The sequence below is a fragment of the Mesorhizobium sp. B2-3-14 genome, assembly GCF_006442175.1.
In the GTDB taxonomy this organism is placed as follows: Bacteria; Pseudomonadota; Alphaproteobacteria; order Rhizobiales; family Rhizobiaceae; genus Mesorhizobium; species Mesorhizobium australicum.
The window spans coordinates 1-23,250 of the sequence record NZ_VFVP01000006.1 but is presented as its reverse complement, the minus strand read 5'-3'; the positions used below and the strand labels follow the sequence as shown (position 1 = coordinate 23,250).

The following is a 23,250-nucleotide window of genomic DNA, read 5'->3' as shown; positions in this document are numbered from 1 at the left end:
TTTTCTCAGCGCGCCCCGCGCTCGTATGGAATGCCCAGTGCCGCCGGCAGGCTGGCCCGCCGCCCGAACAGCACCAGCATGATCATCACCGCCAGGAACGGCAGCATCTGGATGACATCGGTCGGTATGTTGATGCCCGCCACCTGCATGGCCGTCGTCAGCGACAGGCACACGCCGAACAGAAGAGCGCCAAACAGCACCCAGATCGGCCGTCCCCGCGCCAGCATCGCCAGCACGATGCCGAGAAAGCCGGCGCCATTGGTGATGAACGGAATGAACAGGCCCGCTCCGACATTGGCGAGGTAGGCGCCGCCAAGCCCCGCCAGCGCGCCGGTCGTCAGCACCGCGATGGTGCGGGTCCTGATGACGTCGATGCCGGCGACATCGAGCGCGGCCGGCTTGTCGCCCGCTGCCTGCAGGTTGAGGCCGAGCTGCGTGCGGCGGTAGAGGTGGCTCATGGCGAACACCAGGGCGACCGCCAGATAGACGATCAAGTGATGCCTGAAGAAGGCCGGGCCGATCACCGGAATGTCCGACAGCAGCGGAATGACGGTTGCGTCCGCCGCCGGCAGGCGGGGATAGCTGCGCGAAAACTGGAAATGATGGAGCAGCGCCGTCAGGCCTTCGAGACCAAGCGTCAGCGCGATGCCGATGACGATCTGGTTCAGCCCGATGCGCACGCAAAGCAGCGCCATGATCAGCGCCACCGCGACGCCGCCCGCAGCGCCGGTGAGAAAGCCTAGCCACAGCGATCCCGAATAGAACGCGCCGACGAAGCCGAGATAAGCGCCGGCCAGCATCATGCCCTCGATGCCGATGTTGAGCACGCCGGCCTTTTCCGACATCTGCTCGCCGAGCCCGGCAAGCAGCAGCGGAATGGCGGCGGTGACGGCGCCAAACAGCAATGCGCTGAGAAAGACTTCGCTGAAGAGCCCGGTCATGCCCTACGCCTTTCTCGACTGATGATAGCGGTGGTCGACATACTCGGCCAAGGCGAGCACGATCAGCACGATGGAGACCAGCACCAGCGTGAAGTGATTGGGCACGCCAAGCCGCCGCGCCGCGCTCTCGCCGCCGATCGACAGCACGGAGAGCAGGAACACGAAGCCGATCGCGGCAAAGCCGTTCATGCGGGCGAGAAACACGGCCGGAATGACCGCCAGCCCATAGGCGGGGTTCCAGTCGGCGCGAACATTGCCTTGCACGCCGATGATGTCGACAGCGCCGGCAAGGCCGGCGAGCCCGGCGGAAATGGCAAAGACGGCAATCGTCAGGCCGGGCACGCCCAGCCCCGCATGAACCGCCGCACGCGGATTGGCGCCGACGATCCGCAATTTCAGCCCGAATGCCGTACGCGTCATCACCAGATGCACGATGATAATTGCCGCCAGGCCGAGCAGCAGGCCACTGGTTATGGTGGTTTCGAACAGGCGCGGCAGCCGGTCTTCCACCGGCAGCGTGCGGGTCTGCGGCACGGTCGTGCCGGGATCGCGAAACACCAGCTTGACCAGCACATTGGCGAGCGACGTGCCGAGGAACGTCATCATCAGCGTGGTGATGATCTCGTTGACACCCTGATAGGCGCGCAGCAGCGCCGGCACCAGCGACCAGATCATGGCCACCAGCATGGCAATCAGGAACGCGCAGAACAACGCCAGCCAGGCTGGCATGACCTGCACCAGCACGGGAGCGCTGGCCGCCGCCGTGACGGCGCCGAGCAGGAACTGGCCGTCGCCGCCGAGGTTCCACATGCCGGCGCGAAAGGCAACGATCAGGCCGGCGGCGAGAAACAGCAGTGGAGCCATGCGCGTCAGCGTCTGCTGGATGCCGAGCGGCGAGAAGAGGCCCTTCTCCAGCACGTAGCCATAGTAAGCGAGCGGGTCGACGCCGACGGCAAGCAGGATGCAGCCGGCGATGACGAGAGCGGCAAGGATCGGCCCAAGCGTCATCAGCAGCCGGTGCACTAAGTCTCGCCGCGTGGCGGCGGCGCTCGTGGCATCGAGTGCGGTGGCGCCGGCGGTGGGTGCAGTGTCGATGCTCATGCGGCAAGTCCGATCATCAGGCGACCGACCCTGGTCCGGGCGTCGTCGGCATTCGCCACGGTGCCGACCAGCACGCCATTGGCGATGACGGCGATGCGGTCGCACATGCTGAGCAGTTCCTCGAGGTCGGTGGAGATCAGGAGTACGGCGAGGCCGCGTGCCGCCGTGTCGCGGATGCGCTGGCGCGAGGCCAGCGTGTTGGCGAGATCGAGCCCATAGGTCGGCTTGTTGAAGATCACCACCTTGGCGCCGTCGGCCAATTCCCGCGCCAGCAGCACCTTCTGGATGTTGCCGCCGGAGAGCCGCGCCACCGGTGTCTTCAGGCTTGGCGTACGCACATCGTATTCGCGCACCAGCTCGGCGGCGCGTTTGTCGATCTCGGCGCGCTGCTCGACGCCGCTGCGCCAGAAGGGCGCCGCCCCGACCTGCTTGAGGAAGAAGTTGATGGAGACCGGGAACGTGCCGACGGTGCCCTCGCCCAGCCGGTCGTCAGTCAAATAGCGAAGGCCGCGCTGGCGGCGTTCGCCGACGCTCAGGGCCTCGATGGCGGTGCCCTCCAGCCGGACCGAGCCGCTGGTCGCCGCCCGTTGACCGGCCAAGGCCTCCGCCAGTTGTTTCTGGCCGTTGCCATCGATACCAGCGATGCCGAGTATCTCGCCCGGGCGGATGTCGAAGGAGATCGACGACAGGCCGGGTGCATTGTCGGTCGGCGCGACCGTCAGATCCGCGACCTGAAGCAGAGGCGCGGCACTGGCATCGACAGCGCGGGCCGGACGTTCGACCGCTTCGGGATCGTCCTCCTGCTTGCCGAACATCAACTCCACGATCTCGGAAATAATCTCCTGCTCGCCGAGTGCGCGAAACCGCTCGGGCGGGATCTCGCCCACCTTGCGGCCGAGCTTGAGAACCGAGATGCGGTCGCCGAAGGCGGCCGCCTCCTTGAGCTTGTGGGTGATGAAGACGATCGCCAATCCCTGTTCGACGAGGCGCCGCATCAGCGCGCCAAGTTCCTCGATGCCCTTCGGCGTCAGCATCGAGGTGGATTCGTCGAGGATCAGCAGCCGGCTGTTGCGCACCATGGCGCGCAGGATTTCGACTTGCTGCTGCTCACCGAGCGAAAGTTCCGAAACTTTGGCATGCAGTTTTACCGTGATGCCGAGGCTGCTGGTGATCTCGGCCACGCGGGCCGCAAGCTCTTCGGTCCTCGGGCGCTGCCACCAGGGCCCGCCAAGAAGCAGGTTCTCGGCGACCGTCAGGGTGGGCACCAGCATCATGTGCTGGAACACCGTTCCGATGCCAAGCGCCAGCGCATGGCGTGGCGAGGTGATCGGCGTCGGCTTGCCGTCGACAAGTATGCGCCCCTCGTCCGGCTGCTGCAGGCCCGACAGCATGCCGATCAAGGTGGATTTTCCCGCGCCGTTCTCGCCGAGCAGTACATGCACCTCGCCAGGATGGATCGACAGGTCGACGCTGTCGTTGGCGACGATGCCGGGAAAGCGTTTGGTCACGGCTTCGAGCGCGACGATGTCGCGGCTGTCGACGGGCGATGAAGAAAGACTGCTCATGAAAGCCCAGCACTGGAAAACGGGAAATATCCGGAGGGGCGAACCGATCGCCCCTCCGGCAGCCGACTTCTGATCGCCTTACTGGGCGACGCTTGTCATCAGTGCCCTGACGGCGGCCGCGTCATAGACTGGCTCGACCTTGATCTTGCCGGAAATGACGTCCTCGCGCAGCGCCTGGATTTCGCTCCAGACCTTGTCGGGGATGGCGGCGGTCTTCAGCAACTGCACGGAATCGTCCTTGAGGCCGATCGAATAATGCTTGGTACCGAACGTGTCGGCCTTCAAGTCGGCGATCATCGCCGCGTAGACCGGTTCGATGTTCCACACCACCGATGACAGCAGGAAGCCCTTGTCGATTGGCGACTTGTCGCCGATGACGTCGATGAAATAGACCTTGCCGCCATCGGCGGCCTTGGTCGTCTCCACCGCCTGGAGCATGCCGAAGCTGGAGCCGTTGCCCTGGCCGAAAATGATGTCGGCGCCCGAGGCGATGACGCTTTCGGTGACGCGCTTGCCGCCGGCAGCGTCACTGTAGGCGGCCGGCCCGATCACCGCATAGGTGATCTTGACGTCCGGGTTCTCCGCCTTCACTCCTTGCGCGAACGCCGCCGACTGCGAGTTCCACGATGGCGGTTCGCCGGAGACGACGATGCCGACCGACTTCGAGCGCGACATCTTGGCGGCGAGACGGCCGGCCAGATAGGCGCCCTGGTGGCCGCTCAGCGTGTAGTCGGCGACGAGGCCTTTCTCGAGCCCGTTCGGCGTATCGACGATCGCTACCGGAACCTTCAGTTCCTTGGCGATCTCGGGCGCCGAGGTGTTGTAGCCGCTGGCATGCGCGATCAGCAGGCTGGCGCCGTCGGACGCGAGCTCGCGCAGCGTCGGACGGACATCGCCATAGCCGAGGCCCTGGGCCACGACCACCTCGACGCCGGCTGCCTTGCCAGCTGCCTTGGCGGCGTCGATGCCTTGCTGGTTCCAGCCATAGTCCGTGCCTTCTTCAGGCGTGAGGATGGCGATCGACTTGACTTCGCCGGCAAGCGCGCCGCCCATCAAGATACCAGACAGTATTAATGCACTTACGCTACCCTTCAGGATCTTTAACATGTTACCCTCTCTGTTTGATTTCCAATCGATATTTTTATTGTTATTGCGCACAAGCGAGATAGACTGCCTGAGAAAGCTACCCATGGAGCTCAGGCAAAGTGAAAATCCGTTATGTCCTCCCCGTGATGTTGGCGTTCACATCGCTTGCCAACGCCGTTGAGTTGCACCACGTGATCGTCCGCAAAGGCACCGACGGGCTCGATATGGTGCCGTTGACGATTTCGAATGCCGGCAAGGAAGGCGTGTCCTGCAACGCCGACTTCGCCCACTGGTATTCAGAAGGGATCGCCACGATAGAGCCGGGCATGAGCGCTCGTGTCGAACTCTGGTTCGATCCCAAGACCGGCACCTTCACCATCCTCAACGACAAGCGCGAAAACCTGCCGGTCGAGCGCCTGTGGTGTGGCCTCGCGGGTCGCGCATATGCCACGCGCGGGCAGATCGCGCTCGACCGAACCGACGCCGCCAAAGGCGAGCGCGAGGTGTCCTGCGGCATGGAGCAGGACAGCCTGGCATGCCGGTAGGCGCTCATTGATCGGTCCGTCCGGGCCATCGTGCCCTATTCCTTCGCCAGGAACTTGTCGGTGAAGACGTCGTCGGCCGATAGCGCGGCTTTGAGCACGCCCTGGTCGGTGAGCGTCTTCAGCGTTTCCTCCCACTGCGTCTTCGTCATCCAGCCGAGGCCGTGATCCTTGGTGTCGGGGCTGGTGAAGGTGGAGGCGATGTCGGCGTTGATCTGCGCCAGCAGCACATCCTTCTTGTCGGCATAGCCTGGAGCAGCCTTGGCAGTGATCTCGGCGGCTTCTTCCGGATGGGCGACAACATAGTCGAAGGCTTCCCTGTAGGCCTTGACGAAACGGGCGACGACGTCCGGCTTGTCCTTGATCATTGTCTCCGAGGTGAACAGGCCGGAGCCATAAGCCTTCCAGCCATGGTCGGCGCCCATCATGATGCTGAGCGAACCGGGACCGCCCGCCTTGGCCTCCAGTTCGGGAACCTCGGCGTCGACATAGCCGACCACCGTCTGGACCCGGCCGAGAAGCAGATAGCTTTCATAGGGCGGCGAGACGCTGTTCAGCGTCATGTCCTTTTCGGTCAGGCCGTTGGCCGCCAGGAAGCCCTTGAAAAAGATGTAGGTCGAGCCCGCTGGATGAATGCCGATGGTCAGGCCCTTGAGATCGGCCGGCTTGGTGAGCTTCACCGTCTTGGCGAGCGACATGATTGCCAGCGGCGAGTGCTGGTTGACGGCTGCCACCGCCACCACCGGAACGCTCTGCGAGCGGGCCACGGCGAGCGTGGGAAGATCGCCGAAACCGAAATCCGCGTTCCCGTTGCCCACCAGCCGCATGGCATCCGGCGAACCCGAACCCTTGCGGATTTCGGCGACGTCGATGTCGTTCTTGGCGAAGAAGCCTTTTTCCTTGCCGACGAAGAACATGGCGTGGTTGCCGCGCACCACCCAATCGAGCTGGACGGTGACCTTGTCAGCCGCCAGCGCCGCGTTCGAGAAGCCAAGCGCGCCGGCAAAGGCCGCAAGCGTGGCTACCTTGATAAGTGAGCGTCTCAGCATTTTTGTTCCTTTTTTATTGACGGTGGTTGATCGAGAGGCCTAGGTCCGGCTGAATTTCGGTGCCCATGGCACCACGATGCGTTCGAGGATTTCGGCGGCGTAGTAGAAGGCGATGCCGAGCACGGAGACGAGCAGCAGCGCCGCGAAGACCAGTGCGGTGTCGAGCTGGGTCGAGGCGAACTGGATGACGTAGCCCAAGCCGTCCGAGGCGCCGGCGAATTCGCCGACGATGGCGCCGATCACGCTCAGCGTGGCCGCGATCTTGGTTCCCGCCATCAGGTTCGGCAGCGAATGCGGAACGCGGATCCTGAACAGGATCTGCGTCGGGCTGGCGCCGACCGAATTCATCAGCGACAGCAGCGAGCGGTCGACCGACTGCATGCCGGCCAGCATCGACAATGTCACCGGAAAGAAGGCGATGACCAGGATCAAGCCGATCTTGGGCGCGAGCCCATAGCCGAACCAGAGAATGAAGATCGGCGCCAGCGCCACCTTCGGCACGTTCTGGAACAACACCACCAGCGGATAAAGCGCTCGCCCCAGCCAGTCGAAGCGCACGATGACCAGCGCAATGGCGACGCCGACAACGACGGAGACAAGGAACCCGAACAGGATCTCGCCTGCCGTCACCAGTGTCGCTTGCATCAGCGTAGCCCATTGCGCGACCAGCGATTGCGCGATCTCGGACGGGGCAGGAATGATGAAGGCGGAGATAGCGAAAATCCGCACCACGGCTTCCCATACGACGATCGTCGCCAGCAAAAGTATGACCGCCGGCAGCCAGCTCCCGGTCGCGGCCACCCAGCCGGACGCAAGCCGCGAGTCGGAGGGATTGGTGATGGGTTGATCGCTCATGACACGCCTCCCGGTTGGTGGCTGGCGCGCAGCATCGTGCGCAGTTGAACCACCAGCCTGACGAACTCCGGATCTTCCGTCACCGACAGATCGCGCGGATAGGGCAGGCCAATATCGAGGCTCTCGGTGATCCGGCCGGGCTTGATCCCCAGCACATGAACATGGCGAGACAAATGAATGGCCTCGTCGATGGAGTGGGTGACAAGAACGATGGTCTTGCCGGTGCGCTGCCAGATCTCCAGCAGCGACTGACCCATCTGGTCGCGGGTAATGGCGTCGAGCGCGCCGAACGGCTCGTCCATCAGCAGCACCGCCGGATCGAGCGCCAGCGCCCGCGCGATGGCGACGCGCTGGCGCATGCCGCCTGACAATTCGTTCGGACGCTTGTGGGCGCTGTCGCCCAGGCCCACCAGCTCAAGCATCTCCTGTCCGCGCGTCCGTAGTTGCGCGCGCGAAAGCGACTTGTCGGCGATACCTAGCAGCATGGAAGCGTTGTCGACGGCGTTCTTCCACGGCAAAAGGTTGGCGTCCTGGAAGACGAGGCCGATCATGCGCTTGCGCGCCGCCTCGACCGGCGAAAGCCCGGCGATCGAAACGCTGCCGCTTGTCGGATTTACAAGTCCGGCCAGAACCTTCAGCAAGGTGCTCTTGCCGCAGCCGGAAGGACCAATGAGAGAAACAAACGATCCCTTCGGTACCGAAAGATCGATGTTCTGCAGAACCAATTGCCTGGCCATGACCACCGAAACGCCCTTGGCGGAGATCAGGTCGTCGTGACGTATATGGGCCGGCCGGCCACCGGCTGCCCGGATGGTTTCAACACGCATGGCTTGGTCCTCCATGCGGTACCCCAACCCGACCGGCCTTGTGAGCACGATGTGTCATGGCTACTCCCGGCCCTCCAGGATGCGACGCACCGCGACGAGCTTGCGCGCCCGTTCGCCTTGCAGCGCCTTTGTCTGCTCGGGCGTGTAGGAGAACATGCCCTCCCCCGACTTGATGCCGAGCTTCGACGCGTTCGTCTTTTCCAGCACCATCGGCGCGACATCGTCGCGATTGGAGAGATCGGCGTTGAGGAACGACGAAACGGACTTGTAGATATCGAGGCCCGCCATATCGAGCAGCGCCATCGGCCCGATGACCGCGATCTTGTAGCCGATGCCCCACGAGACGCAGGTGTCGAGATCTTCCGGCTCGATGACACCGCGCTCGACAAGGTCGACCGCCTCGCGCAGCAACGCATAGAGCACGCGGTTTTCGACGAAGCCCGGAACATCCTTCTTCACCACCACCGGCAAGAGGCCGATCGAGCGGATCAGGTCGCGAATCGTCGTCACGATACGCGGCGCGGTCTTTTCGCCTGCGATCACCTCGATCATCGGGATGATATGCGGCGGGTTCGACCAGTGCATGCCCACCATCCGCTCGGGATAGGAGATGTGCGCCTGCAGCTTGGTGATCGGGATGCCCGACGTGTCGGACGCCACGATTGTGTCCGATGCGATCAGGCTGTCGATCGTGCGATAGACATCGGCCTTGATCGAAATGTTTTCAGGAACGTTCTCGATGACGAGGTCGGCGCCCGATACCGCGTCTGCGATGTCATCCGTGAAGCGGACCGTTCCGGCGCCGGCCGGTGGCGCCGCGATACCCAGGGCGTCGAGAACGCCCTCGGCCACGCCCAGCATGGACCCCGCGCGCTCGATCGCGGCCGGGGCAACATCGTAGGCGACGACCTGCAGGCCGCCCCTGGCGAGCCGGGCGGCCATGCCAGGCCCCATCGTACCCAGACCGATGATGGCGATACGCTGGATCATTATGCTGCCCTGCTTTGCGTTGCCGCTTTTGATGCCGCGACGAGATCGGCGGCTTTCTCGGCAATCATGATCACCGCCGCGTTGATGTTTCCGCAGACCAGGTCGGGCATGACGGAAGCGTCCACCACTCTCAGGCCGTCGACGCCACGAAGCCGCAATTGCGGGTCGACGACCGAGGCCGCGTCGGCGCCCATCCGGCAGGTTCCTGCCGGGTGATGCACGGTGATGGAGGTCTTGCGGATATGCTCATCGATTTCGTCGTCGCTCTGGCACTTCGGGCCAGGGAAAAACTCCGCCTCGATGAAGGGCTGCATGGAGGGCTGCGACGCGAGGTCCCTCGCCACTCGGAAGCCGGCCCGAAGCGAGGCCCAGTCCTTCGGCGAGGCGAGGAAATTCTGGTGGATCAGTGGCGCCGCGAGAGGATCGGCCGAGGCCAATTTCACCGCGCCCCGGCTTTCAGGCTGCGTCGCCACGATCCGTGTGGCGAACCCGTCCGGAAACGGCGCCTTGAACGGCTCCAAATACGGCCACGCGGCGAGCGGGGCGGCCGTGAACAGTAGTTGCACATCTGGCAACGGACGCTCCGGGCCGCTTTTCAGGAACGCGACGACCCCGCCGGGCACATCTCCCGAGAAACCTCGTCCCGTGAAGTAGGTCTTGGCGAAATCGAACCCGATCCGATCGGCACGCATGTTGCGAAGGAAAGGGCCGCCCGGAGCCCGGCGCCGGTACATGAGAATGACCGAGACGTGATCCTGCAGGTTCTTGCCGACCGCCGGCAGGTTGACCCGCGTCTGGATACCGTGCGTCGCGAGTTCCTCTGGCGCCCCTATGCCGGACAGCATCAGAAGTTGCGGCGTGTTGATGACGCCGCCCGAGAGCAGGACTTCCTTGCGGGCGACGACCGACCGTTGGCCGCCGCCATGGTTCACAACCACGCCGGTGGCGCGCGTGCCCTCCAGCGTGATCTTCGTCGCCGTCGCTCCGGTCAGCACGGTCAAATTGGGCCGCTTCAGGGCTGGCCGCAGATAGGCGGACGCGGTCGAGCTGCGCCGACCTTTCGAGATCGTCATCTGGAGGCGGCCGAAACCTTCCTGCCGCTCACCATTGTAGTCGTCCGTCTGTGGATATCCTGCCTGCACGCTGGCCTGCGCAAACGCGTCGATCAGCGGGTCCTTGTAACGGCAGAACTGGGTGCTGACCGGACCATTGCCGCCGCGAAAATGGTTCGCGCCTCCTTCCCAGCTCTCCTGCTTGCGGAAATAGGGCAGCACCTTGTCGTACGACCAGTCATGGAGCCCGCTGGCCGCCCAACGATCGTAATCGCCGCGATTTCCCCGCACATAGGCCATGGCGTTGGTCGACGACGACCCGCCAATCACCTTGCCGCGGGCGCACTCGACCCTGCGTCCGCCAACATTGTCTTCCGGTTCGCAGAAATACATCCAGTCGTGGCGACGCTCGGTCAGGATCTTGCCCCAGCCAAGCGGGATGTGGATCATGGGGTCGCGATCCCAGCCGCCGGCCTCGAGCAGCAGCACCGAACATCCGGGGTCGGCGCTCAGCCGGTTGGCGAGCACGCAACCGGCCGATCCGGCCCCAACGATGATGTAGTCGTAACTTTCCGCGTGCGGCATGGTGCGTTTCATTGTCTTGGTCCGGCGCTCCTGCGCCAGGGAACTATTGAAACCGAGCCTGGACCATCCCGGCCGGGGCCGGATGGACTAGGTATTCCTCAAGGCGGCCGGCACTAGGCCAGGCCGGCCTCTCTCAGACGCTGCGACCAGTGATTCCATCCTCGATCGATCTGGGCGCCGACGAGTTTTCCTGCCGTCTTTATCTCGCCCGGCGACAGATATTTGATGTTGCCGATCCGCAGGCCGGCCGTGAGCGCTGCCGCTTCCTGCTCGAGATAGAACGCCCGGAAGACGACCTCACGCACGGAGTTGCCGACATTGACGACGCCATGCCGCGCCATGAGCACCACTGTCTGGTTGCCGAGACTTTCGGCGATATCAGCGCAGATCCCGGGGCTGCCGCCGAAGAGATCCGTCTCGTCGCCATTCTTGTCGCGAATCTCGTAGACCGGGACTTTCTCGCCGATGAAAGCTCCCATGTGGGTGACCGGCCGAAGCGGCGTATCGACGAAGCAGTACGGCAGGACAGCGGGAGAATGGGTGTGGAGCACACACTGGACGTCGGGCCGCGCCTTGTAGATCTCGCTGTGGATGTAGCGCTCAAGATAGGACGGGCGATTGTCCGACGTCTCGCCGTCGAGATTGAAACGCTGGATGTCGTCGACGGTTATCAGGCTCGGAGCAAGCTTCTGCGCCAGGAAGAAGCTTTGGGGATCCTGGGGGTCACGGGCACTGATGTGCCCGAACGTATCCATGATGCCCTCGTTCAGAAGGATCTTCGTCGCCGTGACCAGCTCTTCGAAGACGGTCTGGTGTGCTGGGCTGTTGTCTTTCATTTCCAAATTCTCCCATTGCGCGGCGCTGGCGACCATTTTTATTCTTAGTTATCGGTCGCCGGCGTCGCGGATTTCACTTGTTTTCGTAGAGGCCAACGATCCGGTTTTGCTCGATGATGTTCCCGGCGTATTTCTGCAGGAACTCCTCCCTGGTAGGCGTCCCTTCGACCTTGGTGTCCAGGGCATAGACCCAGAAGTAATAGTGATGTTCTCCATGGCCTGCAGGCGGCTGGGGCCCGTAATACTGCTTGCCGCCGGCGCCGTTTGGCCCGACGCGAAACTTTTCCTGCGCGTCCGAAAGATCGGTGGTCGACGGATCGATGCCGTAGACGACCCAATGGGTGAAGCCGTTGGGCAAGGGCGCGTCGGGATCATGGCAGATGACCGCGAGTTCCTTCGTGCCCGCGGGGACGCCGCTGACCGTAAGCCTGGGCAACACATTGCCTTTGTCGCCGGCATGCTCGTCGCGCAACTTCCCGAGCGGCTTGAAATCCGCTGACGTAATCTTGAGGTCCTTGATGTTCAGGGGCATGGAATTCGTCCTTCGCCAATTTCGATCGAACTAGACACCGGCCTTGAGGTCGGCGACGGATTTGCCCCCGACGCGCTGATGAACGCGCGGACCCGATGCGACGGCCACGCAGATCAAAAGCTCATCGGGGCGCGGGCCATCCGGCACCGAAAATGTGACGGCATCATAGTGGGAACGGATGTAGAGCTCGTCCTTGTGGGCAAGCGGGATATCGATGGATGTGCCGGCTGCGGCGACCTTGCTGACCGACGAGATCCAGGCCTTGCCGCCGCCCACTTGCTGGCGCAGCGGATCTCCGAACACCGTGGTGATGCAGGCGACGACATGTTCCTGCTCGCCGGATGTGCCCGCGATACCGCCTTTGCCATAGCTTTCGACCGGCCTGTTGCCGAGCAGCGCCACCGCCCGCTCGCCGAGCGCATGACCGATGGCTGAACTGGGATTGGTCAGGTCGGACAGTTCGGCGACGAACTTTCCGGCGAACGGATTGCGGATGACCACGCCAGTCGCGACTTTGACGAGGGTCTCGCCAGGCTGGCCGCCATCATGCCGGCTTTCCTGGACCGAGGCGTACCACCCCCTGACATCGTAATCCCGTTCGACTTCACTGGAATAGTTCATCTTTATCTCCTGAAGGGAGCGCAGCTTGCGCGCGCGCCGATTAATGCGTTGAGCGGCTCGTCCGATGCTACTGCGGCCATGAGAAGACGCCGCGCAGCGGGTCGTAGCGGGCTGCTTCCAATGCCGCCGGCGTGAACATGTTTCCCTTCGAGAGCGAGCGGTTCGCCGCATAGTCGCCGGACAGCGCCTGGCAGCGATCGGTGATCGGGCGAATGCGCTTTTCCCACGCGACGAGCGCGTCCTCGACCGAAGAGCCAGTCTGCAAATCTTGCGACAGGCTGAAGGCATTGACCATCGCGCAACCGGCGCCCTGGGCAAGAGCCGGACACATCGCATGCGCGGCATCTCCCACCAGGGCGACCTTGCCTCTTGTCCAGCTGTCAAGCTTGGTCGTTTCGTACTTGTCGTACCTGGCTGTTTTCAGCTTCGCCGCCTCGATCAGGCACGGCTCCAGGAAAGGGAACATCTCGACCCAGACCTCGAGATCGATCGGCACCTGCGACCCCCGCGGATCGGCGGCTGGAGCCATGAGGCCGAGATAAAGCTCATTCTCGTTGCAGGGCGAGTAGAGGATCCGCTGAACGCGCGGCCAGAAGTTCCACATGTCTATGGTGTTGTCCCACTCGCCGTGACCGAGTTCCTTCTTCTTGCGAGGCACGATCAGCCGGATGAGACCGTCCTTGGAGACCCATCGGTCCTGCTTGAAGCCAATGGAGTCCCTGACCTTGGAGCCAACGCCGTCGGCGCCGACGATCAGGTCGGCTTCGAGAACCTCTCCCGTCTGAAGCGTCAGGCGGCCTTCCGGATCGGCGGCGACCGCTTCGGAGTTGACCGATACGTCGACACCCAGCGCGCGGGCGCGGTTGACCAGGGCGTCATGCAGGTGGCTCCGGGTCATGATGCGCCACGGGAGGCCGTTGAACGTCTCCTTGGAAACCGACTTGTTATGCATCCAGGTCTCGTAGGTCGGGGGCGTATGCGAACCTTGGAGAACATCATCCAGGGCGCCCAGTCCTTCGAGCACGCGAAGGCCATTGTGCCAGAGATAGATGCCCGCGCCGAATGCCCGCAGCTCCGAGCTCTTTTCGTGCAGCCTGACATCCCAACCGTTCTGCCTCAGAGCGATGGCGGCGGTCAGACCGGCAAAGCCGCCGCCAGCGACCTCGGCACGGCGCGCCTTACCCTGGGTTTTGTTTACATTGGCCATTTTCTATCCTGATGCTGCGTACAAGAAGACGGCGTGCTGGGCCGTCAGGCGTCGATGAAATTCGTGATCGCTTTCAGCGTGATCTCGGGAGATACCTCGTTGACGTAGTGGTCGGCGCCCGGAACGACGACCACGGGCAGATCGGGCCGCAGCCGGCTTGTTTTTGCCAGCGCCGCCGCCGAAACCAATTTGCTCGCCTCGCCCCGAACGATAAGGACGGGCTTCGCCACATCCCGATAGGCGGGCACCAGGTCCGATCGCAGGCCCTTGGCCGTCTGGGCCATGGCCGCGGGCGACGCCAATGGTCGCAGCCCGCCGTCGACCCGCTGATAGCCGCTCTCGGCTCGGATCCTGATGGCGTCGGCGGGAATGTTCGGATAGCGGCCAGCAAGATAGGCTTCGACGGCCTTGATATCCTCGAAAAGCTGGCTTCCCGCGTTTACCCGGGCTTCCAGCGCATCCAACGCTTCGGTCTCGATATAGGGCGTGAAGTCGATTGCGATGACCGACCGCACCAGTTCCGGATGTCGCACGGCTGCCGTGACGGAGTTTCTCGCGCCAAGCGAATGTCCGACGAGGATGGCAGGACCCCGGTCGAGGGTGCGGATCAAGCCGGCAATGTCGTCGGCATAGTCATGCGCATCGTAACCGCCTTCCGGCTTGTCGCTGTGGCCGTGCCCTCTCTGGTCGACGGCCACGGCGGTGAAGCGATCCGAGAGCCGAGCCATCAACGGCGTGAAGACCGCGGAATTGGAGGTAATGCCATGGAAAAACAGCATCAACGGGCCGTTGCCCGCCTCGCGCGCATTCAAGGTGATGCGGCCGGTGTCGATGCGTCGCGAGCCAAATTGGTCGGAAGCTATCCCTGCCGCAATGTTCATGATCCTCACCGTCACTGCCCGTCTCGGTCAAAAGGATCATACAGCCAGAAGGACGTCAAGCAGATTGTCTGACATTCTTGCAATCTTCAGATTTGACAATCTGGCTATTTTCCACGGCGTGACGTATGCTGGTTAGGAGATTGCGACTCAAACCGATGAGACGTTAGAGATGCCTCCAGATTTGAATTTGCGAATTTCCCCACGAACAGTTCAACGCGAGACCGTCGACAAGTTACGGCTCGCCATCTTCTCCGGATTGTTCCAGCCGGGAAGCCGCCTCATCGAGAGTCAGCTGTGCACACAGCTTGGCATCAGCCGCCCTTCGCTAAGGGAGGCTTTGCGCAGTCTCGAGGCCGAGCGCCTGATCGAGATCGTCCCCAACCGCGGGCCGTCGATACCGTCGCTTACGTGGGAAGTGGCAACCGCCATCTACGAGGTTCGAGAGCTGCTTGAAGTCGAGGCCGCGGGACGCTGCGCGTCGAGAATTTCCCCGGAGCAGTTGCTTGAACTCGAGAAATCTCTTTCCGCGTTCGAAGCGGCGGCGTCCAGCAATGACAGCCTGGCACAGGTCATGACCGCCGCGGACTTCTATTCGATCATACTGGCCAATTGCGGCAACCCGATTCTTGAGGAGGTCCATCGTGGCCTTGTGGCCAGGATCAGCTTCTTTCGCGGACGATCGATGTCCTTGGATGGCAGGGCACAGAGCAGCCTGGCGGAGATGAAGGAGATATACGAATCCATCGCCGCCGGCGACGAGAAGGCCGCCCGCAAGGCCTCCAAAAATCACCTGTTGAAGGCCAAAGCGGCAGCGAAGATGTCCATGGACAGCGCGATTTGAGTTTTTCGAAAGACAGTTGCTCCGCCTGAAACCCGAAGCCTTTGACGATGTCGCGGATCGACTGTCCGCGAACGGTCGATGCGTAGGCCACCTCGTGCCGGCGCCAAACTTGCCGACCATCCAAATACGCAAGCGTCAGATGGAGTGATGATGAGCTGGGCGAATTTTGAGCGCGAACGGGATGCCGATATCGTCATCGTCGGCGGCGGGTCGGCTGGCGCATTGCTTGCGGCGCGACTGAGTGAAAAGCCGGACAGCCGCGTTCTGCTGATCGAGGCAGGCGAAGAAGCGGTGGATCCCGACATCTGGAACCCCGCCGCATGGCCGGCACTTCAGGGCCGTGGCTACGATTGGGACTATCGCACGGAGCCGCAAGCCGGGACCGCTGGCCGGGTGCATCGCTGGGCGCGCGGGCGGGTGGTCGGCGGCTCGAGTTGCCTGCACGCGATGGGTTACATGCGTGGTCATCCCCGGGACTTCCAGGCATGGGTCGACGCGACCGGCGATAACAGATGGAGCTGGGATGAATTGCTGCCCGCGTTTCGGGCTATCGAGGATCACCCGCTCGGCGGCAACGGCCTTTACGGCAAGGGCGGGCCGATGCCCGTCCATTTGCCGGCCGACGAGGTCAGTCCGGTCGCGCGCGCGTTTATCGAAGCCGGCGCTTCGCTCGGCCTGCCGCGTCTTGAAGGGCACAACAGCGGGGAGATGATCGGCGTCACCCCGAACTCCTTGAACATTCGCGATGGGCGGCGGGTTACGGTGGCGGACGCCTGGCTCACGCCGGCTGTTCGAGGCCGCGAGAACCTGACCATCCTCACGGGATCGCGAGTGCGGCGGCTTAACCTGGCGAGCAATCGGGTCCACGGCCTCGAAATCGTGGGGCGACAGGGTCCGGTCGAAATCCTCGCGGATCAAATTGTCCTTTGCGCCGGCGCGCTGGAAAGTCCGGCTTTGCTGATGCGCTCGGGCATCGGTCCGCACGACATGCTCGATACCGCCGGCGCTGGCTGCTTGATCGATATGCCGGAAGTCGGTCGAAACCTTCAGGATCACCTGCTTGGCGCCGGCAACCTTTATGCGGCTCGCAGGCCCGTTCCTCCATCGCGCCTCCAGCACTCGGAATCGATGGCCTATATGCGCGCCGACGGGTTCACCGGTACCGGTCAGCCCGAAATTGTCGTTGGTTGCGGCATCGCGCCCATCGTGTCCGAACGCTTTCAGGCGCCTTCCGCCGGCACCGCATATTCGCTGCTGTTCGGGATCACCCATCCGATGAGCCGCGGCAGCGTGCGCATAAGCGGGCCGGAGCTCGATGATCGGTTGATCATCGACCCCGCATATTTGCAAAGCGGCCGGGACCGTGCGCTGTTTCGCCAGGCGCTCGAGGCAGCCCGGACGATCGGACATCGGGATGAACTCGCCGGCTGGCGCGAGCGCGAACTCCTGCCAGGCAGCCTGAACAGCGCGGCTGACATGGACGACTTCATCGCGCAGTCGGTCATCACGCACCATCATCCCTGTGGCACTTGCAGGATGGGCAAGGACCCGGACGCCGTCGTCGATGCGGATCTGCGGCTGAAGGCGCTCGACAATCTTTTTGTCGTCGACGCGTCGATCATGCCCAGTCTCACCGCGGGACCTATACACGCCGCGGTTCTCGCGATCGCCGAGACCTTCGCTCGATCGCGCGCCTGAGAAATAGCATATCGCCGGCAAAGCAAGCACGACCTGGCGACACGGCACCAACGGCGTTTCAGCGATAGCTAACGGAACCGAATGGCGATCGCCGAATTTTGCTTCAGGCGGATTACGGAAGGGACCCCGTATTTGGAGCACCTGCATGAGCAACATAAGCGCCGAAGTCTCTGAGAAACAGAGCAATCTTCGGGCAAAAGGGCCATTCCAGCGGCTGCTGCGCACAATCGGGCCTGGTTTCATCACAGGCGCTTCGGACGACGATCCTTCGGGCATCGGCACCTACAGCCAGGCGGGCGCCCAGTTGGGGTTCAATGTCGGCTGGACGATGGTCTTCACCTTTCCGCTCATGGTCGCGATCCAGGAGATAGCAGCGCGAATAGGCCGGACGACAGGTCGAGGTATTTCCGGCAACCTCGCACGGCACTACCCATCTCCGCTGATGTATTTTGTAGCCTTGCTTTTGTTCACCGCCAACGTGATCAACATCGGGGCGGACCTGAGCGCGATGGCTGATGCATTGTGGTTGCTGGTGGGCGGCCCAAGCTCGCTTTACGTCGTTGCGTTCGGCGTGGCATGCGTTTTGGCGATCGTCTTCCTTGACTACAGCCGCTACGTCACGGTCCTGAAATGGACAACGCTGAGCCTCTTTGCCTACGTGGTGGCCGCGTTTCTGGCTGATATCCCATGGGGCGAGGCGCTCAAGGGAATCGTTGTTCCGCATGTCGAATGGAGCCGGGCGTTCTTCACGACGCTTCTGGCCATACTCGGCACCACGATTTCTCCCTACCTGTTCTTCTGGCAGGCATCGCAAGAGGTCGAAGAGGAGAAGATCGACCCGAAGGCCAAGCCGCTGAAATGGGCACCGTGGCAGGCGCCGCGCGCGTTCCAGCGCATTCGCGCCGACACCTTGGTGGGCATGGCTTTTTCGAACCTGATCGCCATTGCAATCATTGTCACGACGGCCGCCACCCTGCACAAGGCGGGGGTGACCGACATCAATTCCTCCACCGACGCAGCCAAGGCACTGGAGCCGGTCGCGGGCAAATTCGCCTTTGTGATTTTTGCGATGGGGATTATCGGCACTGGCCTTCTCGCCGTGCCGGTTCTCGCCGGCTCGGCCGCTTTCGCCGTGGGCGAGGCGCGCCGCTGGCCAGTGGGGCTGGAGCGCAAGCCGAAGCAAGCGATGGCGTTCTATGCGACCTTGGCCGCCGCCGTGGTGCTGGGAATGGGGATCATGCTGACGCCGATCGATCCCATCAAGGCGCTTTACTGGAGCGCCGTCATCAACGGCATATGCGCGGTCCCCGTAATGGTCGTCATGATGCTGATGACCGGGCGTTCCGAAATCATGGGCGAATTCCCCGTCGAGGGCTGGCTGCGCTTTCTCGGCTGGCTCGCGACGACTGCGATGGGATTGTCGGTTATCGGCCTCGCGCTGCAATGGGCCTTTTGAAATGACCGACCGGGTCAGGCTCCGGTATGACGCTGAGCGCCCGCAGGGGACGAGGACCTTGGCATCCGCCGGCAGTCGCGTACGGCACCCTCGTTGGTGATGGCCGCTTGGCATCTACTCGTCAACGTGCGCTCAGCGCGACCATGCGATCGAGGGCGGCGCCAAGGCCTTTCAGCGACACCGGAAAACTCAGCTTGGTGTCGGCCGCGGTGGTGACGTCGAGTTTCAGCTCGGTCCCCGCCTTGAGCTTCTGCATCAGCGCCCGGTCGATCGGAAACAGCGCCACGCAGCCGTTCGGCAGGCAGGTCCTGAACTTCAACGCCCCGACGGGCGGCTGGTCGTCGATCTGGGGCGTCACGCCGGGCTCGAACAGGATGCCGAAGGGCAGCAGCAAGGTTCCGATCAGCCCGCCCTTCTGCCCCACGCGCAGTTCAACGGCCAGAAGCCTCTGGCCGTTTTTCTGCGTCTGGTCCTGCGTGACCGTGCAGACCCGGGCATTGTCCTGCATCCCGCAGGCGAGCTGCCAGTCCTGATAGGTTTCCTGGAGCGACGATGCGCCATTGGGAAGCGAAGCCTGCTGCTGTTGCGCGAAAACGGCCGGCACCGAAGCGGCGAAGGCAGCCGCGCAGATGACGGCTGCCTTCAGGAAAAGCTGTCTACGAACCAATGAATACTGCCTTCTCTTGGGTGCCGGGCAAATGCCCGAAGTAGCGGCTCGAGGACCCGTGTTTATCGTCACGTACAGACCCATTCACGGATCTTGCATTGGGTCCCCCCTGCCTCGCAGGCCTGCAGGGCGAGATCCTCCGCTTCCCGGCGGGTCTCGGCGGAGTTCACGCCCCACGGGGTGAACCGGTGCTCCACTTTGTCTGCCACGGCGAGCGCGCCGCAATGCTTGTAGGGAAATCCGGTCTTATCGTCGTCCGTCCAATGACGGTGATTGCGGAACACGGTAACGACGTTGCAGGCCTTTCCACCGGCATTCTCGCAATATTTCTGCGCTATGTCCTTCGCTTCCTGCCGCTTGTCGGCGCCCCAGAAGAAGCCGTATTTGGTATCGGTCTGGGAGTAGGCGATTGCCGCCCAGATGCCTTTCTCCTCCTGCGGTGGCTCGGACGGCTCCACCAGATCGGCCGAGACGACCTGCCCGCTCCACAGCAAGGCCATGCACAAGACTGTCAAACGTCGCGATTTCATGGTCCGCAATCCTTTCCAGGGCGCCTCGCCCATTCGCCTGACATTCTCACTTGGCCGCCGATGCGATGGAAATCACCACGCATGTGTTGCCCGTCGGCAGCAGAAGGGCTTCGCCCGTGTTGCCGCCAAGCTCGTACACTTCGACCTGTCCGAGATGATCCGTGATCTTGCTGCCTTGCGGAAGCGCGGACGTGACATCGGCGCAGGGGCTGGCGAACGGCGCCACCCGCACCATGGTGCCTTCGCAACCCGTGGCGGTGGGCGAAGCAAAAACGATGCCGGCGGCCGGCCCGCTGTAGTGCTCGGTCGCATAGTCCAGGCCGACAAGCGCCTGCACGGCGTGCTTGTCGGCGGCCTGGTCGCTCCACAGCGACTTGACGCTGTATTTCGAGCCGGTCGTCAAGAGCTGTCCGAGCACTGGATAGACGGTCGAGCAGGCCTGCACGCCGGATTGCTTGACGTGTTGGAGGAAGGGCGAGTCCGGCAGCGCGGGCGGCGCCGTGCCGGCCTGAGCGGCCGTCGGCGTGCCGACGAGACCGGCGATCGCGGCATAGTTCGCTGCGGCGAAGCCGATGCCCATCATGGCCAGCCCCAGCGCACACAAACCGATGACGCGCGGCCAACGCCGCGGCGGCTCGACGGTCCTCTTGCGGTCCGGCTCGACGGTCGGGTTGCTGCGCGTCGCGGAGATGAACGGGTCTTGCTGGCTCACGGTGCTGCCTCGGTTATTTGACTGGCGCAAGGGCCTCGGACAGCCCCTTGAGCGTTGCGGTGACGGTGACGGTCTGGCCATCGACGGTCGGGTAGGAAATCGCCGGCGTCGCCTTCTGCGCTATCTCCTGGCGCATCAGAGGTCCCACCGGCAGCATGCCGACACAGACCATTTCGTTGCAGCCGTTCAAATGCACGTCGATGGATTCGGCGCGCCCCTCGAACTTCAGCGATACCAGCCCATCGCTCCTGGCGTTCGGCGCGGTGCGCAGGATCATGTAGGGTTTGCCGTCCTGGGTGGCGGCGAGCGACCAGCTGAACGCCATCTTGCCCGCCCCGTCCTCGATCACCTGCGAGACGTTGCAGACCTTCTTGCGCGCCTTGAGGTTCTCGTCGCAGATCAGCGTCCAGTTCTCGAAGGGGCGGATGGTGCGCTGGTATTGTCCGAGCTTCACGTCCGGCGGCACGACCACGTCGGAGGGCTTGACCCTATAGGGCGAAGCCGTCTGCGCGGCAGCCGGCGCCAGCCCGCCGGCAAGCGCCAGGCAGGTCAGGAATGCCATGGCTAGTCCGGGAAAACCAAACGGGTTTCCCGGATACGAGCCTGGCCTGACATGGCCGGTTCGCCTGTTCATTCCCGCCCCAGGTCCCCGCCTCAGTTCAAGGTGAAGCTCAGCCCGGCGCCGACACCGACATTTCCACCCGCCGCCGTGCCGGACACATTGCCACGGATGCGGCCGTCCTCGCTGGTGTAGCCCGCGCCGAAGGCAAGGGCGCTCGAGTCCCGCCAGAAGCCACCGCCCGCCGCCACGCTCAGCTTGCCAGGACGGTCGTCGTAGCGGAGCGAGGCTGCCGCCAGACCGATTGCCGCCGCCTGCCGTGCTTCGTCCCGGATGCCGCTGATGTCGGAATTGAGCTGGCTGAACTTCTGGTCGGTATAAGTGTTGGCTTGTTGCAACGTCGTGACAGCAACCTGGTCGGTATAGGTCTTGCTCTGAGCCAGGTTCAGGTTCAGCTGGTTGACGTTGACCGCGTCGGTGCCGGCAACGCCGGGGCCGACATTGGAGATGACGACAGGCGCATTCGGATCGCCGCCCTGCAGCGTGATCTTGTTGATTTTGGTCGTCGATCCGTCCGGATTGGTGACGGTGTCGTACTGCACGGTGTTTTGGACGGTGCCGCCGATGCCGCCGATCGTTTTGGTCAGGTCTTCGATCGCTGTGTTGGTGGCGTAGAGCTGCGAGCCGTTGATCGCATCGGTGCTGTCGGAAGAAACGCGTCCGGCGGCGACATTGGTGATCGTCCTCTCCGCGCCGGCATCGCCGACGCTGACGGTGCCGTCCGGGGTCGTGCCGGCAAAGGCGTAGGTCTTGCCGTTGATGACCGTGTTGGACGTGCCGACGGCGGTCTGCGACACCGAGCCGGAGCCGAGCGCCACATCGCTGGCATTGTTGGCCTGCGCGCCCTGGCCGAGCGCCACGGCGCCCTGCCCGGTCGCCGTCGAACCATGGCCCGCGGCCAGGCTGTCGGTGCCGCTCGCCACGCTCTCCGGCCCGATCGCCACCGCGTCGGTGCCGCCGGCAAGGCTGTCGGCCAGCGTCGAATTGGCATGGAAATATTTGATGCCGCCGCCATTGTTGATGGTGGTGAGCGCATTGTTGACGGCGGTGAAGCCGTCATAGACGGTCGAGTAGTTGTTGCCCTGGATGTTGTAGGTCGGCCCGGTGATCGAGCCGTCGGGATTGACCGTGGTGCCGCCGCCGAACAGGTTGGAAACGTTTTGTGAGACACCGCGCAACTGCGAGACGTTGACGCCGTCCGTATCGGCCGAACCCGCCGCGACATTGGTGAGCTTGCGCTCCGCCCCGGCGGCACCGAAGGACACTTCGCCGGCCGATGTCTGCGCGGCGCCGAGGGCAAAGGCTGTGTAGCCGGCCTGCGCGCCGACCGTGGTGATGGATGACGCGCCCAGCGCCACGCTGTTGGCGAAGGTGCTTTGGGCGCCGGCGCCCAGTGCGATGGATTGCACGCCGGCGGCGGTGGAGTCGGTGCCGAGCGCGATGCCGTCGGCCAGCATGACATGGGCGTTCTGCCCGATGGCGGTGCCGCCGGGTGCCGTCTGGTCGACGACGGCTCCATTGCCGATGCCGACGCCATTGTCGCCATTGACGACCGTGGTCGGGCCAACCGCGACCGATTCCGCTCCGACCGCCAGCGAGTCGCCGGCTGTCGAATTGGCATGGAAATATTTCGTCGAGGTGGCGGAGACCGCCGCGATCGCTCCCGCCAGCTGGCGCACAGTCACGGCGTCCTGGTCCTGCGTGCCGTCGGCCACGTTGGTGATCTGCCGGTAGGCCGTGGCGGTACCAACCGACACGGCGCCGAGCAGCGTCTTGTCGGTCGTGTTGTACTGGATGAAGTTGGACGGGCCGGCCGCGATCTGCCCGGAAGCCGGAGCGATCGCGCGGTCAGAGACCGAACCTTGACCGAGCGCCACGCTGCCGTCGATGCTGGCCGCGCTGTCGCGACCGAGCGCAAGCGCGCTGACGCCGGTCGCGGTCGCCTGGTAGCCGACTGCGGTGGAACCGACGCCTTGCGCGAAGGAATCGGTCTGCGCCAGGCCGGTCTCGTTGGTGCGGGCATAGCGGATGCCCTCGCCATTGGCGTTGGTGTAGAT

23 protein-coding genes are annotated in these 23,250 nt (G+C 63.6%); 4 read left to right on the top strand and 19 right to left on the bottom strand.

The annotated features are described in order from the left end of the window. Positions 1-5: 5 nt before the first annotated feature. From FJ950_RS16905 to FJ950_RS16890, 4 genes are all read right to left on the bottom strand, one after another. Complete coding sequence (locus tag FJ950_RS16905) at positions 6-941, bottom strand: ABC transporter permease (protein WP_140617631.1); 936 nt, start codon at positions 939-941, stop codon at positions 6-8. A 3-nt stretch (positions 942-944) separates the two neighbouring features. Further along, positions 945-2,042, bottom strand: coding sequence for an ABC transporter permease (locus FJ950_RS16900; protein ID WP_140617630.1), 1,098 nt, complete (start codon positions 2,040-2,042; stop codon positions 945-947). Next, the gene (locus FJ950_RS16895; protein ID WP_140617629.1) at positions 2,039-3,607 is read right to left on the bottom strand and encodes an ABC transporter ATP-binding protein; all 1,569 of its coding nucleotides are present in this window, start codon (positions 3,605-3,607) and stop codon (positions 2,039-2,041) included. Before FJ950_RS16895 ends, FJ950_RS16900 begins: the two co-directional genes overlap by 4 nt. A gap of 78 nt (positions 3,608-3,685) precedes the next feature. After that, a complete protein-coding gene (locus FJ950_RS16890) occupies positions 3,686-4,714 on the bottom strand; it encodes a BMP family protein (protein ID WP_140617628.1) in 1,029 nt (342 codons plus the stop codon). Positions 4,715-4,812: 98 nt separating this feature from the next. Between FJ950_RS16890 and FJ950_RS16885 the strand changes: the two genes are divergently transcribed. Beyond that, entirely contained in the window at positions 4,813-5,238 is a 426-nt protein-coding gene (locus FJ950_RS16885; RefSeq protein ID WP_140617627.1) for a hypothetical protein, read from the top strand. 35 nt (positions 5,239-5,273) lie between these two features. Here the strand turns inward: FJ950_RS16885 and FJ950_RS16880 are convergent, their stop codons facing one another. From FJ950_RS16880 to FJ950_RS16835, 10 genes are all read right to left on the bottom strand, one after another. Continuing rightward, complete coding sequence (locus tag FJ950_RS16880) at positions 5,274-6,284, bottom strand: ABC transporter substrate-binding protein (protein WP_140617626.1); 1,011 nt, start codon at positions 6,282-6,284, stop codon at positions 5,274-5,276. Positions 6,285-6,323: 39 nt separating this feature from the next. Then, positions 6,324-7,139, bottom strand: a complete 816-nt coding sequence (locus FJ950_RS16875) for an ABC transporter permease (RefSeq protein ID WP_140617625.1) — start codon at positions 7,137-7,139, stop codon at positions 6,324-6,326. Next, positions 7,136-7,966, bottom strand: a complete 831-nt coding sequence (locus tag FJ950_RS16870; protein WP_015315980.1) for an ABC transporter ATP-binding protein — start codon at positions 7,964-7,966, stop codon at positions 7,136-7,138. The genes FJ950_RS16875 and FJ950_RS16870 overlap by 4 nt, the downstream gene beginning before the upstream one ends. A gap of 60 nt (positions 7,967-8,026) precedes the next feature. Further along, positions 8,027-8,956: a 5-formyl-3-hydroxy-2-methylpyridine 4-carboxylate 5-dehydrogenase gene (fhmpcd1, locus tag FJ950_RS16865; RefSeq protein ID WP_140617624.1), complete on the bottom strand. Its 930-nt coding sequence runs from the start codon at positions 8,954-8,956 to the stop codon at positions 8,027-8,029. Beyond that, positions 8,956-10,593, bottom strand: a complete 1,638-nt coding sequence (locus FJ950_RS16860) for a choline dehydrogenase (protein ID WP_140617848.1) — start codon at positions 10,591-10,593, stop codon at positions 8,956-8,958. The genes fhmpcd1 and FJ950_RS16860 overlap by 1 nt, the downstream gene beginning before the upstream one ends. A gap of 113 nt (positions 10,594-10,706) precedes the next feature. Beyond that, positions 10,707-11,429 (bottom strand): class II aldolase/adducin family protein, encoded by a 723-nt coding sequence (locus tag FJ950_RS16855; protein WP_140617623.1) that lies wholly within the window; start codon positions 11,427-11,429, stop codon positions 10,707-10,709. 73 nt (positions 11,430-11,502) lie between these two features. Further along, positions 11,503-11,961 (bottom strand): YbhB/YbcL family Raf kinase inhibitor-like protein, encoded by a 459-nt coding sequence (locus FJ950_RS16850; protein WP_015315976.1) that lies wholly within the window; start codon positions 11,959-11,961, stop codon positions 11,503-11,505. 30 nt (positions 11,962-11,991) lie between these two features. Further along, entirely contained in the window at positions 11,992-12,582 is a 591-nt protein-coding gene (locus FJ950_RS16845; protein ID WP_041163678.1) for an amino acid synthesis family protein, read from the bottom strand. Between the two features lie 67 nt (positions 12,583-12,649). Then, on the bottom strand, positions 12,650-13,789 hold the full coding sequence (locus FJ950_RS16840; protein WP_015315974.1) for an NAD(P)/FAD-dependent oxidoreductase: 1,140 nt from the start codon (positions 13,787-13,789) through the stop codon (positions 12,650-12,652). Positions 13,790-13,833: 44 nt separating this feature from the next. Continuing rightward, complete coding sequence (locus FJ950_RS16835) at positions 13,834-14,670, bottom strand: alpha/beta hydrolase (RefSeq protein ID WP_140617622.1); 837 nt, start codon at positions 14,668-14,670, stop codon at positions 13,834-13,836. Positions 14,671-14,839: 169 nt separating this feature from the next. Here FJ950_RS16835 and FJ950_RS16830 point away from each other — a divergent pair, with 169 nt between their 5' ends. The 3 genes from FJ950_RS16830 to FJ950_RS16820 all read left to right on the top strand — a co-directional run bounded on the left by FJ950_RS16830 (position 14,840) and on the right by FJ950_RS16820 (position 18,665). Then, a complete protein-coding gene (locus FJ950_RS16830; protein ID WP_140617621.1) occupies positions 14,840-15,511 on the top strand; it encodes a GntR family transcriptional regulator in 672 nt (223 codons plus the stop codon). A gap of 150 nt (positions 15,512-15,661) precedes the next feature. Further along, positions 15,662-17,209 carry a GMC family oxidoreductase gene (locus FJ950_RS16825; RefSeq protein WP_140617620.1) on the top strand — a complete coding sequence of 516 codons (1,548 nt, stop codon included), beginning with the start codon at positions 15,662-15,664 and terminating at the stop codon, positions 17,207-17,209. Positions 17,210-17,354: 145 nt separating this feature from the next. Next, on the top strand, positions 17,355-18,665 hold the full coding sequence (locus FJ950_RS16820) for a divalent metal cation transporter (RefSeq protein ID WP_140617619.1): 1,311 nt from the start codon (positions 17,355-17,357) through the stop codon (positions 18,663-18,665). Positions 18,666-18,786: 121 nt separating this feature from the next. On the opposite strand, the gene FJ950_RS16815 is transcribed toward FJ950_RS16820, so the two are convergent. The 5 genes from FJ950_RS16815 to FJ950_RS16795 all read right to left on the bottom strand — a co-directional run. Continuing rightward, positions 18,787-19,332: an invasion associated locus B family protein gene (locus FJ950_RS16815; protein WP_140617618.1), complete on the bottom strand. Its 546-nt coding sequence runs from the start codon at positions 19,330-19,332 to the stop codon at positions 18,787-18,789. A gap of 68 nt (positions 19,333-19,400) precedes the next feature. Then, a complete protein-coding gene (locus tag FJ950_RS16810) occupies positions 19,401-19,862 on the bottom strand; it encodes a DUF4189 domain-containing protein (protein WP_015315968.1) in 462 nt (153 codons plus the stop codon). Between the two features lie 46 nt (positions 19,863-19,908). Continuing rightward, a complete protein-coding gene (locus FJ950_RS16805; RefSeq protein ID WP_140617617.1) occupies positions 19,909-20,574 on the bottom strand; it encodes a hypothetical protein in 666 nt (221 codons plus the stop codon). A gap of 13 nt (positions 20,575-20,587) precedes the next feature. Further along, a complete protein-coding gene (locus FJ950_RS16800; RefSeq protein WP_140617616.1) occupies positions 20,588-21,136 on the bottom strand; it encodes an invasion associated locus B family protein in 549 nt (182 codons plus the stop codon). A gap of 92 nt (positions 21,137-21,228) precedes the next feature. After that, positions 21,229-23,250 (bottom strand): YadA-like family protein (locus FJ950_RS16795; RefSeq protein WP_181171285.1); only part of this gene is annotated, 2,022 nt, incomplete at its 5' end.